We start from the raw sequence: 16,172 nt of genomic DNA on the forward strand, positions 1-16,172 counted from the left end.
CCGCTCGTGTACCCCGAAAGGCCTTACCGCTCGACTTGCATGTGTTAAGCACGCCGCCAGCGTTCGTCCTGAGCCAGGATCAAACTCTCCGTAAAAGACCTGCGAAACAACAGTCCCGAAAGACCGTGAATCAGTCAAAGACATCAAGTCAAATCACTAGCAAAAAAACTCAACTAGCATTTTAAAACAACACCCGACAACAACCACCACAAGCGGGCAGCTGATACATCGAATGCTTTCACCAAATAAAATTCGGCACTGACATTCATCGACACACTGTTGAGTTCTCAAAGAACACGCACACACCATTCACGTCCGAGATGATCTCGTCGGTGTCCGGGGCAACCGTTCCAGCTTAGATCGGATGTTCAGGCTCAGTCAAACTGGCCTTCGATCCGCGGTTAAGACGCAACCGAAGTAGTGTCCGAACCAGATTGTGTAGAGCGCGTCCGCTTCGCTCAGGCCTTGCGGTCTGGGCTGGCGTCCGTGTCGCTCTGACTTGGACAAAGTTACGCCCCGGATAACAACGCGTCAAATCCCCAGGTCGTTCGGACACAATCGGTGTGAACAGCCTGGTCGCGCTCGATGGATTGCCCCTCGAGCGGATGTCCAAACCAAATTACATCAATGTGACTCCGGCCACTGGCCGATCCTGGATTCAGCGAGCCACGCGTACTCCCGCAAAGTTCCGCTTCCCGCGCCGGACCACCAACCATTGTCCGTGCAAGAGGTCGTCGCTCGACGGTGTCCAGTTCTCGTCGGCGATCTTGACGTTGTTCACCGCTGCCCCGCCCTCTTTGACCGCCCGGCGCGCAGCACCCTTGCTCTCGCTCAACCCTGTCGCGACAAGGAGGTCGACGATCGTGTTCGGAGCACCCACCTCGATGTCGGCCACAGATGCCTCGTGCAACGCCGCTGCCAGAGTGCTCTCGTCGAGGTCGGTGAGCTCGGCCCGCCCGAACAGTGCTTGGCTGGCGAGTTCGACCGAGCGAGTCGCCTCTTCGCCGTGAACCAGAGTCGTCATCTCTGCTGCCAGTCGCTTCTGAGCTTCTCGCGCGTGCGGTCGCTCCTCGGTTGCTGTCTCCAATTCGGCCAGTTCGTCCTGGGACAGGAAGGTGAACCAGCGCAGGTACTTGACCACATCGGCGTCACCGGTGTTCACGAAGTACTGGTACCAGGCGTATGGGCTGGTCATCTCGGGGTCCAACCAGAGACTGCCACCACCGGTGGACTTACCGAACTTCTTGCCGTCCGACGACGTGACCAGGGGAACGGTCAGCGCGTGAACCTGTTCGGCGTCCTGCCGACGGTTCAGTTCCACGCCGGCGATGATGTTGCCCCACTGATCCGAGCCACCGATCTGCAGACTGCAGCCGTACTCCCGGCGCAGCTGGACGTAGTCGTTGGCCTGCAACAGCATGTAGCTGAACTCGGTGTACGACATGCCGTCGCCCTCGAGCCGAGTCTTGACCGTCTCCCGCGCGAGCATGACGTTGATCGAGAAGTGTTTGCCGACGTCTCGGAGGAAGTCAATGGTGGATAGCTCCCCTGTCCAGGACAGGTTGTTCACCACCACGCCACCGGTAGGGCCGTCGTCCAGGTCTACGAACCGTTCGAGCTGCCCCCGGATACGCGACGCCCACTCGGTGACCACCTCACGGGAATTCATGGTCCGCTCCCCCACATCGCGAGGATCACCGATCAGTCCGGTTGCGCCACCCGCCAGAATGATCGGCCGATGCCCGGCCCGCTGAAACCGCTTCAAGGCGAGCAGCGGAACGAGGTGGCCGGCGTGGAGCGAGGGTCCGGTCGGGTCGAAACCGGAGTACAACGTGATCGGCCCGTCCGAGGTGGCCTTCTTCAGTGCTTCCACGTCGGTGGACTGCGCGATCAGTCCGCGCCAGGTCAATTCGTCGATGATGTTCTCGCTCACGACGTCGATCTTCCCGCATGCACTTGCCGCCGCCTCGTTCAGCCCTCACGCAAGCCGGGCTGGGGAGCCCGGGGACTGCGCCGGTAGTTCGACACTGCAGGCGAGGCCGGTAGCCAGAAACGCCACGGTCTGTCTACTGCCACGCTCACACCCACGCGTGGACCGACTTTCACCGCCTCGTCGCCCAGCGGATGTTCGGGCAGCTCGAGGGTGATCGGTGACGACGCGTCGAACAGATCGGTCCCGTTGTCGGCGAGTCCCACTCCGAGTGCTCGTCCGAGATTGCCGGGCCCTCGAGCCCACCCGGCCTCGACCCGCGCCGTCCGCAACTTTCCGCCACCGCGCCTGCCGTCGACGAGGTCGTGACCTGCAACTACCTGACCGGCTCGAAGCAGGACGGCAGCGGCCGTCCCGTCCGGCCCGCAACTGACGTTCATGCACAAGTGCATGCCGTAACTCAGGTAGACGTACAGCCGACCCGCCGGACCGAACATCACGGCATTTCGGGGTGTCGGACCACGGAAAGAATGCGCAGCGGGATCGGGCCACGGACCGTCGATCGGACCGCCGTATGCCTCGACTTCCACGATGCGCACCGACACCGCGCCTGCATGGACGGTGGCCCCGAGGATACGTCGGGCTGCGTCGTCCGGCTCTCCGATTTCCAAGTCAGCAGCGTTCACCCGTCCCATGATGCTGAACCCTTGACCTCGAGGCATCGACGGGGCTATGACTGCACCGATCGATGAGAGTCTGGAGGCCGACATGGCGTTCGCCGGGCAACATGCCGTCGAGATCACGGGGTTGACGGTTCGCCGCGGCAACCGAACGGTGCTGCACAATCTGTCCCTGACGATTCCGCGGGCTGCCATCACCGGCCTTCTCGGCCCATCGGGCTGCGGAAAGACCACGCTGATGCGCGCCATCGTCGGCACGCAGATCGTTGCCGGCGGAACCGTGACAGTGCTCGGATGCCCAGCCGGCTCCGCCTCCCTGCGCCGCACTGTCGGGTACGTGACGCAGGCACCGAGCGTGTACCGAGACCTCACCGTTCGCGAGAACGTGCAGTACTTCGGGTCGCTGTACGGTCGCCGCCACTCCGAGGTGGCGTCCGCCATCGAGGCTGTCGGACTCACCGACCATGCGGCGTCGCGGGCGGGTGAGCTCTCCGGTGGCCAACTGAGCCGGGTCTCCCTGGCCAGCGCGCTGGTCGCCGAACCCGAACTCATCGTCCTCGACGAGCCGACGGTCGGGTTGGATCCCGTCCTTCGCTCGGAACTGTGGTCACGATTCGCCGCAATCGCAGCGGCAGGTACGACAGTGCTGGTCTCGAGCCACGTGATGGAGGAGGCAGAACACTGCAGCCAGCTCGTACTGATGCGCGACGGTGCTGTCCTGGACCGATCGAGCCCCGAAGCGCTACTGGCGCGGACGAAGGAAACGAACCTCGACCGCGCATTCCTCTCGCTCATCAGATCCACGGAACAGACATCGTGAACGCACGAATCTACGTCGCGGGTACCGGTCGAATCCTGCGCCAGCTCAGAGCCGATCACCGATCGGTGGCCATGGTCCTGCTCGTGCCGTCTCTACTGATGGTGCTGCTGTATTTCCTGTACCGAGACGTCCCAGCTCCCCCGAACCAACAATCGTCGTTCGATCGAATTGCGATCACGATGCTCGGCATTCTGCCGTTCGTCGTCATGTTTCTGCTCACGTCGATCTCGATGCAGCGTGAACGCAGCACGGGAACACTCGAACGCCTGCTGACCACACCGATGTCCAAGATGGACCTGCTCGCGAGTTACGGCTCGGCGTTCTCGCTCGCCGCTGTAGGGCAGGCGCTGCTCGCGTGTGCACTCGCATTCGGATTGCTCGGGCTCGACATCGAAGGCTCGATCGGGTGGGTTCTGGTGATCGCGGTACTCGGAGCGATGCTCGGTGTGGCGATCGGGCTGTTGTGCAGCGCTTTCGCACGTACCGAATTTCAAGCGGTCCAGTTCATGCCGGTCGTCGTGATCCCGCAGCTCTTCCTCTGCGGGCTCCTGGTGGCCCGCGATCAGATGCCGAGTTGGCTCGGTGCAGTCAGCAACCTTCTGCCGCTGAGCTACCTGGTGGACGCCCTGCAAGAGATATCCGTCCACCCCGATGCAACCAAGCGCATGGGGGCCGACATCGCCGTGGTCGTGATGTTCACCGTGGCAGCGCTGACCGGTGCGGCAGCGACATTGCGTCGGCGGACACCATGAACGAGGTGGTCTAGGACGTGGCGCGCGCCAGAATCGACTCGTGCTCGGCGTCGTCGACATCGCGCGCATCGTCGGCGAGCAACACCGGAATGCCGTTCTCTATCAGATATGCGCGACGCAGTCGCGGGTTGTAGAGCAGTTCGTCCTCGACGAGCAGGAGCGGGCCCTTGTCCACAGGGCACGCGAGGATGGAGAGCAGTGTCGAGTCGATTGCCACAGGTGTCCTTCTGTCTGCTCCGACCGAGTCGGAGTGATGGTCTTCGTTCACGCTACCGAACGCCGATTGTTTCCGTCGTCGGGGCCGCCGGCCGTTCTTTCATGTCAGGAAGACTTCTCGGCGGTGGCCTGACGTCCCACGAAGCGTTCTGCCACAACAGCTTTCGTCAGTCGTCGGTAGCTGTTCGACTCCGGATCGTAGTACCACGATCGTGCGCTCGGAGTAGGAATTCCTGCCTGTTTCAATGCAGACGCGTTGGGTCGATAGGCGCGACCGACCGGGATGTCGGACACAACGTGGACGATCGCCGGGCGCTCGTCCGGAAGCAGGACTCCCAGGGCATCGGTGAGAGCGCGAGCGGTGATCACCGCTTCCGGCTGCAGGGAGACAGCACACACGGCAACCTCGGTGGCCGACGCTTCCATGCGGATCGACCGTGGCCCGTCGACGGCAACACGAACCCCGTAGACCACGGCCGAACCGACCTGGTCGAGATCGCCGACGGCGTCGACGATCGGCTGGGTGTACACCGGACCCCGCGCCGAGCGAACCACGGTGTCCTTACGATCGATGAGCCAGTAATCGCCGTCCGAATCACGCCGGAACAGATTCTCGGTGGGTATCCACGCGTCGGTGGGCTCGAAGACCCCACGCATGACATGGCTGGTCGCTTCACCGTCACCGCTCGGGCGGCCCAGGAGCAGCCCGATCTCGTCGTCGCGGCACTGCCGCACGAATCCGTCGTCGTCCTCTTCGAGTCGGCCGGTGATCGGGTCGTACGCCGCCAGAGCCACTCGCGCACTGCCGGGCAGAGGGCGTCCCTTCGAGCCGATCTTCGTCCCGGCGACATTGGCCAGAATGACGTCGTTCTCGGTGGAGGCATAGAACTCGAGCACTCGCGCCGGGGTGAACTTCGCCAGGGTGCGACGCCACAATCCCACCGGCATACCGGAGCCGATGAACAGCCGAACCGGGTGACCGGTGTCGACCGGGAAGCGCCCGTCGTCGACGATCTGCTGCATCATCGTCCAGGTGTAGCTGACGACAGTGACGCCGTAGCGGTACACCTCTTCCCTGAAGCGCTCGGGATCGAGACCACGGGAGAGCGCGATCCTCGATCCGCCGGCAAGCGCGCCGCCGATGGTCACGAGTATGCCCGCCGAATGATGGAGCGGTGCAAGGCAATACACGGTATCGCCGGGACCGAGAGCGGCCGTCGTCGCGGTACCGAATGCGGACAGTGCCCAGCGATGGTTGGTGATGTATCGCGGTTCGAGACCACGGTCGGTGGTGGTGAACAGAATCATCGCCAGTTCGCGAGCGCGACCGGGATCCGGCTCGAACCAGGCCGGTAGCCGGACGGCGTCGGGGTCGATGGCTTCGAGGTCGATCACTTCGTAGCCGTCCGGAACATCGAGCCGCCGCGTCTCGCCGCCGCCGAGCACCAGTACGTTGGGCGCGACCGGAACCGCCGCCGCGGCATTTTCCGGATCGGCGATCACGGTGTCGACGTCCACGGTGCGTAACGCGGCAGTGAGGTCGCTACCCGGCTGCAGCAACACCGGAACAGCGCCGATGCGCGAGAGAGCTGCGATGGCGGCGAGAGCACTCGGCCTGGTCTCCATCAGCACACCGATGCGCGATGCCGGCCGTACACCGACACTGATCAGACCTCGAACCACGTTGTCGATACGCACGTTGACGGCGTCGTAGGTGTGCACTCGGTCGTCGAAGAGGAAGCACTCGCCGAGCGGGGACTTTCTGCCCTGCTCAGCGATCAAGCGGCCCAACGAGACCCGACTGTGCGGCTGCATCTGCCCCAGCCGTGCCAGCCGCGGAAGAGTGCGCACGGCCTCGGTCGAGATCTCACGAGTGCCGCGCACGGCACCGGTCGCGGCCGAGGCCAGTCCGCGTCCTACACCTACTCCCACTTCGGCGATGGAGGCAGCGGTATGAATCAGCCTGTTGGTGATCGACACTCCGCTGTCGCTGTCCGAGTGCTCTTCGTGTTCCATGACGCGCACGGCCTCGGGCTTCGGTCCGAGGTTCTCGCGCCACCGAATCCAGTTTCCGGTGGTCGGCCATGTCTGCGCAGCTGCGGTGCTACCCACCACGAGACCGAAATGTCCTGCACGCAAAGTCGTTTCGAATACCTGAGCACGCGGTGCGGCACGCCGGATTCCGCGCACCGCCAACGGCTGTCCGATGTCGTCCACCTCGCCGACGAACGCCAAGACCGGCACCGTCAACTCGGCAAGCGTCAACAACCTGTCCTTGATGACGAAACCGCCGGTCATCATGCGGTTGTGCACGACGAACTGCTTGAGCAACTCGGCCACGGCGGGCCCGGACCACGCCACCCAGCCGTCCATCGCCAGGAAGCGGCGCTGCGGCTCCCGAGGCAACAGTGCTTCCCGGTCGTGCAACTGTCGCAGGAAATCCAAACGAGACCGCACGGTCTTCGCCGGGTCGAGCAGCTGAAATCCTGTCCGCGCCATCCACCCCGACACGGCCAAGCGCGTGAATACGTGGTCGGCGAGAAACTCCGCGCCCCGAGTGGCGACACCGGCCGGGATACCCAGCGGCAAGCCGGCCAAGGTGTCCACCGGAGCCCCGAACGTGATGAGGCTGGCCAGGTTTCGTCCACCTCGATAGGCGGCAGCCTGGTAGCAGAACATGCCGCCCTGCGAATACCCTCCGAGGTGAACGTCGCGGCCGGTGTGCTCGTGCACTTTGTCCACGACCTCGCTGATGGCGACGACGTGATCGGCCAGAGTACGGCTCCATCCGCCCTCTTCGGTATCGGGCGAACCGAAATCGACCACCCACGGGTCCATGCCCATGCCGTGCAGAATTCCGGCCGCACCTTGATCGGTGGTGACGTCGTACACGTCCGCGGAGACCATCATCGGCGGAATCAGCACCACCGGAGGACTGTCCACGGGAACGTCGTCGGGGAAGTAACGCCGCAACCGATACATCGGCTCGCGGTCCATCACCCGGAAAGGCGACGGATCGACCTCGGTCTCGAGACCACCCAGCCGGATGACCTCGAGGCCGTTCTGGGCCGTTGCGATAGCACGCCGCAGTGGACCACGTACCGCGTCTGCATTCAGTCCCACAAATACACTCCTGCGTTCGGCCCCGACGGAACGACCGACATCGGTCTTCGCGTGACGAAAGCTTCTCACATCACACTCGTGGAATACGGCGAGGATGTCGACTAGTGCCGCAACACCGGCACCTCGGCCCACGCGCGCAACGTCGACGCAGTCGCCCGCACACCACCGAGCTGGTGCGCCACCTGAACCGCCGCGGTGCCGCCGCGAGCATCACGCGAGGAAATGGAACCCTCCACGGTGAGCACCTCGCGCACCGCCGGAGTGAGCGCCGGATCGATCGACGCGAGCTCGTCGTCGGTCAGATCCACCAGCCCGACGCCCCGCGCTTCCGCCGCGCGCACGCAGGCTCCCGCTGCCTCGTGCGCTACCCGGAACGCAATCCCTTGCCGCACCATCCATTCGGCGATGTCGGTGGCGAGCGTGAACCCGGCCGGCGCGAGTTCGGCCATGCGATCGGTGTGGAACTCCAATGTCGCCGTCAAACCGGTGAGTGCCGGGAGCAGCAACTCCAGCTGAGCCACCGAATCGAAGACCGGCTCCTTGTCTTCCTGAAGATCCCGGTTGTACGCCAAGGGTTGTGCCTTGAGGGTGGCCAACAGGCCGGTCAGATTTCCGATCAGGCGGCCCGTCTTGCCACGAGTCAACTCCGCGACGTCGGGATTCTTCTTCTGCGGCATGATCGAACTGCCCGTCGACCATGCATCTGCAAGAGTCACGTAACCGTATTCGGGTGTGCTCCACGAGATGACCTCCTCGGCGAACCGAGACAGGTCCACCGCCGTCATCGCCAATACGAACGCGGCTTCCGCCGCGAAATCACGCGAGGACGTGGCGTCGATCGAGTTCTCGGCGGACGAATCGAACCCGAGTTCGGCGGCGATCTTCTCGGGGCTCAGACCGAGCGAGGAGCCGGCCAGAGCGCCGGAACCGTAGGGCGACACCGCCGCTCGCCTGTCGAAATCCGCGAACCGCTGGACATCACGCAGCAGCGGATGGGTATGTGCGAGCAGATGATGCGCCAACAACACCGGCTGCGCCGCCTGTGAATGAGTCTTGCCGGGCATGACCGCGGTGGGGTGAGCCGCAGCCTGAGTTGCCAATGCGTCCACGACGTCGAGAACACCGACCGCCACCCGACGGACGGCGTCGCGCAACCACATCCGGAACAGGGTCGCGACCTGATCGTTGCGTGAGCGGCCGGCGCGCAGGCGACCACCCACCTCGGGTCCGACCCGGTCGATCAAACCGCGTTCGAGGGCGCCGTGCACGTCCTCGTCCGACTCGGCCGCGACGAACTCACCGGACGCCACGTCGTCGGCCAAGCGCTGCAAACCGTCGAGCATGGTCTCGAGGTCCTGCGGGGTCAGCAGTCCGGCACCGTTCAGAACCCGAGCGTGCGCCATGGACGCACGGATGTCGTAGGGCGCGAGAACCCAGTCGAAGTGTGTCGATTTGCTCAGGGCAGCCATGGCAGCCGCCGGGCCGGAGGCGAAGCGCCCGCCCCACAGCGAGCCTTCGTTGGTTCCGTGTGCGTTGCTCGAAGTGGTCACAGGCCCAGGTCCCGCTTCGCTGCGATCTTGGAGGAGAGCCCGTGCAGCTGCACGAATCCCTTGGCCGCCGACTGGTCGAACGTGTCGCCCTCGTCGTAGGTAGCGAGGTTGAAGTCGTACAACGACTCCCCGCTGCGACGGCCGTTGACGATGATTCCGCCCGCGTGCAGCACCAAGCGGATGTCGCCCGAGACGTGTTCCTGCGTGTGCTGAACGAACGTGTCGAGTGCACCCTTGAGCGGCGAGTACCACAGGCCGTCGTAGACCAGCTCGGCCCACTTCTGGTCGGTATGACGCTTGTAGCGGCCGAGTTCGCGCTCGAGGGTCACGTGCTCGAGTTCTTCGTGCGCACGGATCAGGACCATCGCACCGGGAGCCTCGTAGATTTCACGGCTCTTGATGCCGACGAGCCGATCCTCGACGACGTCCAATCGGCCGACACCCTGAGCGCCCGCACGGGTGTTGAGTTCTTGGATCGCACCGAGCACCGACACCGGACGGCCGTCGATGGCGACCGGGCGACCCTTGTCGAACGTGAGGATCAGTTCGTCGGGTGCCTGGAAGTTGACCGTCGGATCCTCGGTGTAGTCGTACACATCCTTCGTCGGCGCGTTCCACAGATCTTCCAGGAAGCCGGTCTCCACTGCTCGTCCCCACACGTTCTGGTCGATGGAGAACGGTGACTTGGTGGTGACGTTGATCGGAATGTCGTTCTCCTCGGCGAACGCGATCGCCTTCTCCCGGGTCCACGCGTAATCGCGTACCGGTGCCAGCACTTCGAGCTCCGGAGCGAGCGTGTTGAAACCGACCTCGAACCGGACCTGATCGTTGCCCTTGCCCGTGCATCCGTGGGCGACAACGGTTCCGCCGTGCGCACGTGCGTTCTCCACCAGATGCTTGACGATCAGCGGGCGGCTGATGGCCGAAACCAACGGATACCGATCCATGTACAGCGCGTTGGATTGCACCGTCGGCAGGCAGTACTCGTCGGCGAACTCGTCCCTGGCGTCGACGACGACCGATTCGACTGCGCCGCAGTCCAATGCGCGCTGGCGGACGACATTCATGTCCTCACCGCCCTGGCCGAGGTCGATGGCAACAGCGACGACCTCCTTGCCGGTCTCCCGTCCGATCCAGCTGATGGCGACAGAGGTGTCGAGTCCGCCGGAGTAGGCGAGGATGACGCGTTCGGCCATGGTGATGACGCTCCTTCGTGGTTCGTGTGGTGCAGTGCGGAGTGACCGGATCTCAGTTTCCGCGTCGAGCGAGCTTTTCTATCTTGTCGGCGATCTCGCCGCCGGTGGTCGGTTCACGGGCGATGAGCAGGATCGTGTCGTCCCCGGCGATCGTTCCCACGACTTCCGGCAATGCAGCACGATCGAGGGCGCTGGCCAGGTAATGCGCAGCTCCGGGCGGTGTCCGCAGAACTGCCTGGTTTCCGCTGTGATCGGTGGACACCAACAGCTCCCCCAACAGCCGCAGGAGACGGTCGGTTCCGCCCGACACCCCGCGCACCGGGCTGCCGTCCTCGGGGACCACGTACACCCCGACGCCGCCGTCGGGAGCGCGCAACTTCACCGCACCCAACTCTTCGAGGTCACGCGACAGCGTCGCCTGGGTGGTGTCGATCCCCTCGGCGGCGAGCAACGACGCCAGCTGCGGTTGACTGCGCACCTGATGCGTGGCCAGCAACGCGATGATCCGCGCCTGTCTGCCCGCGCGGGTCGACGCGGTCAGCGGAACCGCAGTGACGTCGTCACTCACGGTCGCCGAGCCTGCTCGAGGAGCCAGACCAGCAGTGCTTTCTGCGCGTGCAGACGGTTCTCGGCCTCGTCCCAGACGACACTGTGCGGACCGTCGAGCACCTCGTCGGTGATTTCCTCGCCGCGGTGGGCAGGAAGGCAATGCAGCACGACCGCATCGGATTTCGCCTTCGACAGCAGCTCGGAGTCGATGCGGTAGGGCCGGAACGGAGCGACTCGATCGAGTCCGTCGTTCTCCTGACCCATCGATGTCCAGGTATCGGTGACGAGAGCGTCGGCACCGTCGGCGGCCTCGTCGGGGTCTTCGGTCACCGTGATGGACGCTCCGGTCTCCTCGGCGCGCGCACGTGCGGCATCGAGGACGTAACCGAGTGGTGCGAATTCCTTCGGAGCGGCGATCCTGACATCGAGTCCCGCGGTCACTCCGCCGATGAGAAGCGAATGTGCCATGTTGTTGGCACCGTCGCCGAAGTACGCCAGCGTCCTCCCGGTCAGGTTTCCCTTGTGCTCGATCAGCGTCTGCAGATCGGCGAGGACCTGGCAGGGATGGAATTCGTTGGACAGCGCATTGACGATGGGAATCGTTGCACCCGTTGCCATCTGCTCCAGTCGCTTCTGGCCGAACGTACGCCAGACGACCGCCTCGACGTAGCGGGACAGCACGCGGCCGGTGTCCTGCAGAGTCTCCTCGCGTCCCAGTTGAGTGTCGCTTCCGGTGACCACAACGGCGTGGCCGCCCAACTGCGCAATGCCCAACTCGAACGAGAACCGAGTTCTGGTGGAATTCTTCTCGAAGATCACACCGACGCCCTTCGGCCCCTCGAGCGGCCGCTTGGAGAACGGAGCCCGCTTGATCTCGGCCGCGAGCGCCAGGATTTCTCCCTGCTGCTGCGGGGTGATGTCGTCGTCGCGAAGGAAGTGCTGAACGGTCATGGCTGGTGTGCCTCCTGTGCTGCGTCGAGAATTGCCGGTAGTGCCGAGACGAACGACGCGGCCTGCTCTTCGGTGATGATCAGCGGCGGTGCGAGCCGCAATACGTCTGGTTGCGCTGCATTGATCAGGAAGCCTGCGTCACGGGCCGCCGCCTCGGCCGCAGGCGCAACTGCGGCCGTGAGCACCACTCCGAGCAGAAGCCCGGAGCCCCGAACATGGCTGACGAGAGGGTGTTCGAGAGCCTCGATGGAATGAGCGATGGTCTTGCCGAGACTGTCGGCGTGCGAAACGAGGTCGTCGGCGGCAATGGTCCGCAACACAGCCAACGCAGCAGCGGCGCAGATCGGGTTGCCGCCGAAGGTGGTGCCGTGCTTGCCCGGATGCAACAACTCCCCCGCCGCCCCGATACCGATGCAGGCTCCGATGGGCAGACCCCCGCCCAGTCCTTTGGCCAAGGTGATCACGTCGGGCACGATGCCGACCGACTGGTGGGCGTAGAACCAGCCCGTGCGGCCGATACCGGTCTGCACCTCGTCGAGGACCAACAGCGCGCCGTGCTTCGCCGTGATCTCACGTGCGGCAACGAGATACCCGTCGGGAGGAACGACCACGCCGCCCTCCCCCATGATGGGTTCGAGAAACACTGCGGCGGTGTCGGAATCGACGGCTGCCTCGAGCGCGGCGATGTCTCCGTAGGGCACGTGCTGGACACCGGCAGGCATGGGTTCGAACGGAATTCGCTTGTCGGCTTGTCCGGTGAGCGCCAGTGCACCCATCGTCCGTCCGTGAAAGGCCTTCTCGGCGGCAATGATGTGGGGACGACCGGTCAGACGCGCGATCTTGAACGCCGCCTCGTTGGCCTCGGTACCCGAGTTGCAGAAGAACACTCGTCCCGTCGCACCCGCACCCAGATGTGCGAGCAATTGCTCGGCCAGTTCGATACCCGGTTCCGTCGCATACAGATTCGACGTATGACCCAGAGTGGAGAGCTGAGCAGTGACCGCCTCGATCACCGCAGGATGAGCGTGGCCCAGGATATTGACGGCGATACCGGCCAGCAGGTCGAGGTACTGCTTGCCGTCGGCGTCGGTCACCACAGCGCCTTCGCCTCGGACGAGCGCTACGCGCGGCACACCGTAGTTGTCCATCAGCGACGTGGACCACCGCTGCTGTAGATCGACCGTGGACTGCGTGCCGGTCATGACGTGACTCCTGACGTAGACGAGTGATCGGGGGTGACCATGGTGCCGATCCCCTCTCCGGTGAACAGCTCCACCAGAACCGAATGTTCGACGCGACCGTCGATGACGTGCGCCGACGGCACACCGGCACGAACGGCCCGCAGGCACGCTTCCATCTTCGGAACCATTCCCGCATCGAGCGTGGGCAGCAATGCGTCGAGTTCCGACGCGTCGATTCGAGAGGTCAGGGAACTGCGATCGGGCCACGCCGTGTAGAGACCCTCGACATCGGTGAGCACGACCAACTTCTCTGCCCCGATCGCACTGGCGAGAGCAGCAGCAGCGGTATCGGCGTTGATGTTGTGCACCACGCCGTCACTGTCGGGTGCGATGGTGGAGACCACCGGAATGCGGCCTGCGGCAATCAGATCGAAGATCGCCTTCGGATCTACCGAGGTGACGTCGCCCACCAGACCGATATCGGTATCGACGCCGTCGACCAGGACCGAACGACGCGTCGCGGTGAACAGGTGCGCGTCCTCCCCCGAGATTCCGACGGCATACGGCCCGTGACTGTTGATCAAGCCGACGAGTTCACGGCCGACCTGCCCGAACAGCACCATCCGAACGATGTCCATGACTTCCGGTGTGGTGACCCGGAATCCGCCGCGGAACTCACCCGTCAGGCCCAGCCGGGTGAGCATGGCCGAAATCTGCGGGCCTCCGCCGTGCACGACGACGGGGTGAATGCCGACGGTGCGTAGAAACACCATGTCGGCGGCGAACGCTCGTTTGAGATCGTCGTCGATCATGGCGTTCCCGCCGTACTTCACCACGACGATCTTGCCCGAGAAGCGCTGGAGCCAGGGCAGTGCCTCGGCGAGCGTGAACGCCTTCTGCGCTGCCGTCAATTGCGTTGCAGCAGCAGTCATGACGAGTACGCCGAGTTCTCTTCGACGTAGGCGTGGGAAAGATCCGTCGTTCTGATCGTGGCCGTACCGGACCCGAGTCCGAGGTCGATGGTCACGGCGATATCGACTCCGGACAAGTCGACCTCGCGCGCACCCGGAGCGCCGACGCCGTCGATGCACACCGGATTGCCGTTGAACGACACAGCAATCCGATCCGGATCGAGTTCGATCGGAGCAATACCGATCGCCGCGAGTACACGGCCCCAGTTGGGGTCGGAACCGAACAGGGCCGTCTTGGTGAGACTGTCCCTGGCGACCGTCCTCGCACCGACGAGAGCCTCGTCCTCGGATACTGCACCGGAGACGGTGATCTTCACTCGCTTCGTGACGCCCTCGGCATCGGCCATCATCTGATCGGCGAGGTCGTCGCATACCGCCAGAACAGCAGCGTCGAGGTCCTCCTGCGACGGGCTCACACCGCTCGCCCCGGAGGAGAGCAGCAGTACCGTGTCGTTCGTGGAGGATGCGCCGTCGACGTCGAGTCGGTCGTAGGACAACCGGGTGGCCGCACGAAGCGCGGTGTCGAGCTGCTCCGTGGTCGCGACGGCGTCGGTGGTGATGACACTGAGCATCGTGGCCAGCGAGGGTGCGAGCATGCCCGCGCCCTTGGCCATGCCACCGACATTCCACTTGTCTGCGTGATGAATCGCGGCCTGCTTCGGAACGGTATCGGTGGTCATGATCGCGTAAGCGGCATCGGTGCCACCGGAGATACCGCCGGCCAGTTCGTGCACCACCTCGGTCACCCCCGGCAACAGCTTGTCCATCGGCAACCGATCGCCGATGAGACCTGTCGAGCACACGGCAACCTCGATGGCCCCTGTTTCCGAACCCCAGTTGCTCAACACGGACGCGACCTCCTCGGCCGTCCGATGCGCGTCCTGGAAACCGGGTGCACCGGTACAAGCGTTGGCACCGCCCGAGTTCAACACCACCGCGCGAAGCCGACCGGTGGTGAGCACCTGCTGCGACCACAGCACCGGCGCGGCCTTGACCTTGTTGCGGGTGAAGACGCCCGCTGCCGTGAAGTCCGGGCCCTCGTTGAACACCAGAGCCAGATCGGACCTGCCACTTGCCTTGATACCCGCGGGAATCCCGGCCGCACGGAATCCGGCGGGAGACGTCACGCCCTGGGAACGCACGAGCTTCCCCGCGATCGAGGCGACCGTATCCGTCTCGCTCTTCAGGCCGGTCATGGAGCAACTCCTACGGTAGAGAGACCGTCGGTCTCGTTGATTCCCAACGCCAGATTCATCGATTGCACTGCTGCACCGGCTGTTCCCTTGGCCAGGTTGTCGATGGCCGCGATGACCACCAGCAAGCCGGCGTCTGCATCGACGGACACACTCATCTGCACGGCGTTCGATCCGATGACCGAACCGGTCTGCGGCAGCCGCCCGGCCGGAAGAACATGAACGAAAGGCTCTGCGGCATAGGCCTTCTCGTACACCTCGACGGCCTGAGCCTCGGTAGCGGTGGTCACGGCCGTACAGGTGGCCAGAATGCCACGCGGCATCGGCGCGAGTACCGGAGTGAACGACACCGACACGTCGGTACCGGCCACAGCCGACAGGTTCTGCACGATCTCGGGAGTGTGCCGGTGCGCGCCTGCTACCGCGTATGCGCGAACCGAGCCCATCACCTCGGAGCCCAGCAGGTCGGCCTTGGGTGCCCGGCCCGCACCGGACGTGCCGGTGACCGCAACGATGTTGACCCGTGGCTCGATGATTCCGGCGGCAACTGCCGGGGCCAGGGCTAGGCTCGACACCGTCGGATAGCACCCGGGCACGGCGATACGCGTGGCCCCGACCAGGAGCTCGCGGTGCCCCGGTAGCTCCGGGAGCCCGTACGGCCAAGTCCCCGCATGCGGGGAATTGTAGTACTTCTCCCAGGCTGCCGAGTCGTTGAGGCGGAAATCGGCACCGCAGTCGATGATCACCACGGATTCGGGCAACTGGAGCGCGAGTTCGGCGGATTTACCGTGCGGCAACCCGAGGAAAATCACGTCGTGTCCGGCAAGTTCGTCGACCGTCGTGGGGCCGAGCACACGGTCGGCAAGCGGCAACAGGTGGGGATGGAACTCACCCAGTGTCGCGCCTGCATTGCCACCCGCAGTCAGCGCTCCGATGACCAACGAGCCGTCGCGAACAGCTGGGTGGCCGAGCAGCAGGCGAAGGATCTCACCACCGGCGTAGCCACTGGCACCCGCCACCGCGATGCGCTTCGGCGTTGCCTCCGAAATAGTCATGCGGT

14 protein-coding genes and 1 rRNA gene are annotated in these 16,172 nt (G+C 64.5%); 2 read left to right on the top strand and 13 right to left on the bottom strand.

The features are described 5' to 3' along the window. From CH262_RS14670 to CH262_RS14680, 3 genes are all read right to left on the bottom strand, one after another. A 16S ribosomal RNA gene (locus tag CH262_RS14670) occupies nt 1-95 on the bottom strand; the annotation flags it as partial. Nucleotides 96-658: 563 nt separating this feature from the next. Continuing rightward, the gene (gene tyrS, locus CH262_RS14675; protein ID WP_094717868.1) at nt 659-1,933 is read right to left on the bottom strand and encodes a tyrosine--tRNA ligase; all 1,275 of its coding nucleotides are present in this window, start codon (nt 1,931-1,933) and stop codon (nt 659-661) included. A gap of 38 nt (nt 1,934-1,971) precedes the next feature. Beyond that, nucleotides 1,972-2,625, bottom strand: coding sequence for a DNA-3-methyladenine glycosylase (locus CH262_RS14680; RefSeq protein ID WP_094717869.1), 654 nt, complete (start codon nt 2,623-2,625; stop codon nt 1,972-1,974). Between the two features lie 73 nt (nt 2,626-2,698). Here CH262_RS14680 and CH262_RS14685 point away from each other — a divergent pair, with 73 nt between their 5' ends. Both CH262_RS14685 and CH262_RS14690 read left to right on the top strand, forming a co-directional pair. Beyond that, nucleotides 2,699-3,430 (top strand): ABC transporter ATP-binding protein, encoded by a 732-nt coding sequence (locus CH262_RS14685; protein WP_094718006.1) that lies wholly within the window; start codon nt 2,699-2,701, stop codon nt 3,428-3,430. Beyond that, nucleotides 3,427-4,182 (top strand): ABC transporter permease, encoded by a 756-nt coding sequence (locus CH262_RS14690; RefSeq protein ID WP_094717870.1) that lies wholly within the window; start codon nt 3,427-3,429, stop codon nt 4,180-4,182. Before CH262_RS14685 ends, CH262_RS14690 begins: the two co-directional genes overlap by 4 nt. A 10-nt stretch (nt 4,183-4,192) precedes the next feature. Here the strand turns inward: CH262_RS14690 and CH262_RS14695 are convergent, their stop codons facing one another. The 10 genes from CH262_RS14695 to argC all read right to left on the bottom strand — a co-directional run bounded on the left by CH262_RS14695 (nt 4,193) and on the right by argC (nt 16,167). Beyond that, nucleotides 4,193-4,399: a Trm112 family protein gene (locus CH262_RS14695; protein WP_094717871.1), complete on the bottom strand. Its 207-nt coding sequence runs from the start codon at nt 4,397-4,399 to the stop codon at nt 4,193-4,195. Nucleotides 4,400-4,503: 104 nt separating this feature from the next. Further along, entirely contained in the window at nt 4,504-7,521 is a 3,018-nt protein-coding gene (locus tag CH262_RS14700) for an AMP-binding protein (protein ID WP_027497229.1), read from the bottom strand. 101 nt (nt 7,522-7,622) lie between these two features. Further along, nucleotides 7,623-9,071, bottom strand: coding sequence for an argininosuccinate lyase (argH, locus tag CH262_RS14705; protein ID WP_027497230.1), 1,449 nt, complete (start codon nt 9,069-9,071; stop codon nt 7,623-7,625). Next, on the bottom strand, nt 9,068-10,267 hold the full coding sequence (locus CH262_RS14710) for an argininosuccinate synthase (RefSeq protein WP_032370344.1): 1,200 nt from the start codon (nt 10,265-10,267) through the stop codon (nt 9,068-9,070). Before CH262_RS14710 ends, argH begins: the two co-directional genes overlap by 4 nt. Before the next feature lie 52 nt (nt 10,268-10,319). Further along, the gene (locus tag CH262_RS14715) at nt 10,320-10,835 is read right to left on the bottom strand and encodes an arginine repressor (RefSeq protein ID WP_032365512.1); all 516 of its coding nucleotides are present in this window, start codon (nt 10,833-10,835) and stop codon (nt 10,320-10,322) included. Further along, nucleotides 10,832-11,767 (bottom strand): ornithine carbamoyltransferase, encoded by a 936-nt coding sequence (gene argF, locus CH262_RS14720; RefSeq protein WP_032365513.1) that lies wholly within the window; start codon nt 11,765-11,767, stop codon nt 10,832-10,834. The genes CH262_RS14715 and argF overlap by 4 nt, the downstream gene beginning before the upstream one ends. Next, nucleotides 11,764-12,969 carry an acetylornithine transaminase gene (locus CH262_RS14725; RefSeq protein WP_094717872.1) on the bottom strand — a complete coding sequence of 402 codons (1,206 nt, stop codon included), beginning with the start codon at nt 12,967-12,969 and terminating at the stop codon, nt 11,764-11,766. Before CH262_RS14725 ends, argF begins: the two co-directional genes overlap by 4 nt. Then, nucleotides 12,966-13,880, bottom strand: a complete 915-nt coding sequence (gene argB / locus CH262_RS14730; RefSeq protein WP_027497235.1) for an acetylglutamate kinase — start codon at nt 13,878-13,880, stop codon at nt 12,966-12,968. The genes CH262_RS14725 and argB overlap by 4 nt, the downstream gene beginning before the upstream one ends. Then, complete coding sequence (argJ, locus tag CH262_RS14735; protein ID WP_052057175.1) at nt 13,877-15,115, bottom strand: bifunctional glutamate N-acetyltransferase/amino-acid acetyltransferase ArgJ; 1,239 nt, start codon at nt 15,113-15,115, stop codon at nt 13,877-13,879. The genes argB and argJ overlap by 4 nt, the downstream gene beginning before the upstream one ends. After that, on the bottom strand, nt 15,112-16,167 hold the full coding sequence (argC, locus tag CH262_RS14740; protein WP_032386896.1) for an N-acetyl-gamma-glutamyl-phosphate reductase: 1,056 nt from the start codon (nt 16,165-16,167) through the stop codon (nt 15,112-15,114). Before argC ends, argJ begins: the two co-directional genes overlap by 4 nt. Between the last annotated feature and the right edge of the window lie 5 nt (nt 16,168-16,172).

The organism is Rhodococcus sp. 05-2255-1e, assembly GCF_002259025.1.
Lineage (GTDB): Bacteria > Actinomycetota > Actinomycetes > Mycobacteriales > Mycobacteriaceae > Rhodococcoides > Rhodococcoides fascians.

Coding starts and splice junctions, on each gene's coding strand:
- CH262_RS14680 (WP_094717869.1), bottom strand. CDS start 2,625: ATGGGACGGGTGAACGCTGCTGACTTGGAAATCGGAGAGCCGGACGAC.
- CH262_RS14685 (WP_094718006.1), top strand. CDS start 2,699: ATGGCGTTCGCCGGGCAACATGCCGTCGAGATCACGGGGTTGACGGTT.
- CH262_RS14710 (WP_032370344.1), bottom strand. CDS start 10,267: ATGGCCGAACGCGTCATCCTCGCCTACTCCGGCGGACTCGACACCTCT.
- argF (WP_032365513.1), bottom strand. CDS start 11,767: ATGACCGTTCAGCACTTCCTTCGCGACGACGACATCACCCCGCAGCAG.
- CH262_RS14725 (WP_094717872.1), bottom strand. CDS start 12,969: ATGACCGGCACGCAGTCCACGGTCGATCTACAGCAGCGGTGGTCCACG.
- argB (WP_027497235.1), bottom strand. CDS start 13,880: ATGACTGCTGCTGCAACGCAATTGACGGCAGCGCAGAAGGCGTTCACG.
- argJ (WP_052057175.1), bottom strand. CDS start 15,115: ATGACCGGCCTGAAGAGCGAGACGGATACGGTCGCCTCGATCGCGGGG.
- argC (WP_032386896.1), bottom strand. CDS start 16,167: ATGACTATTTCGGAGGCAACGCCGAAGCGCATCGCGGTGGCGGGTGCC.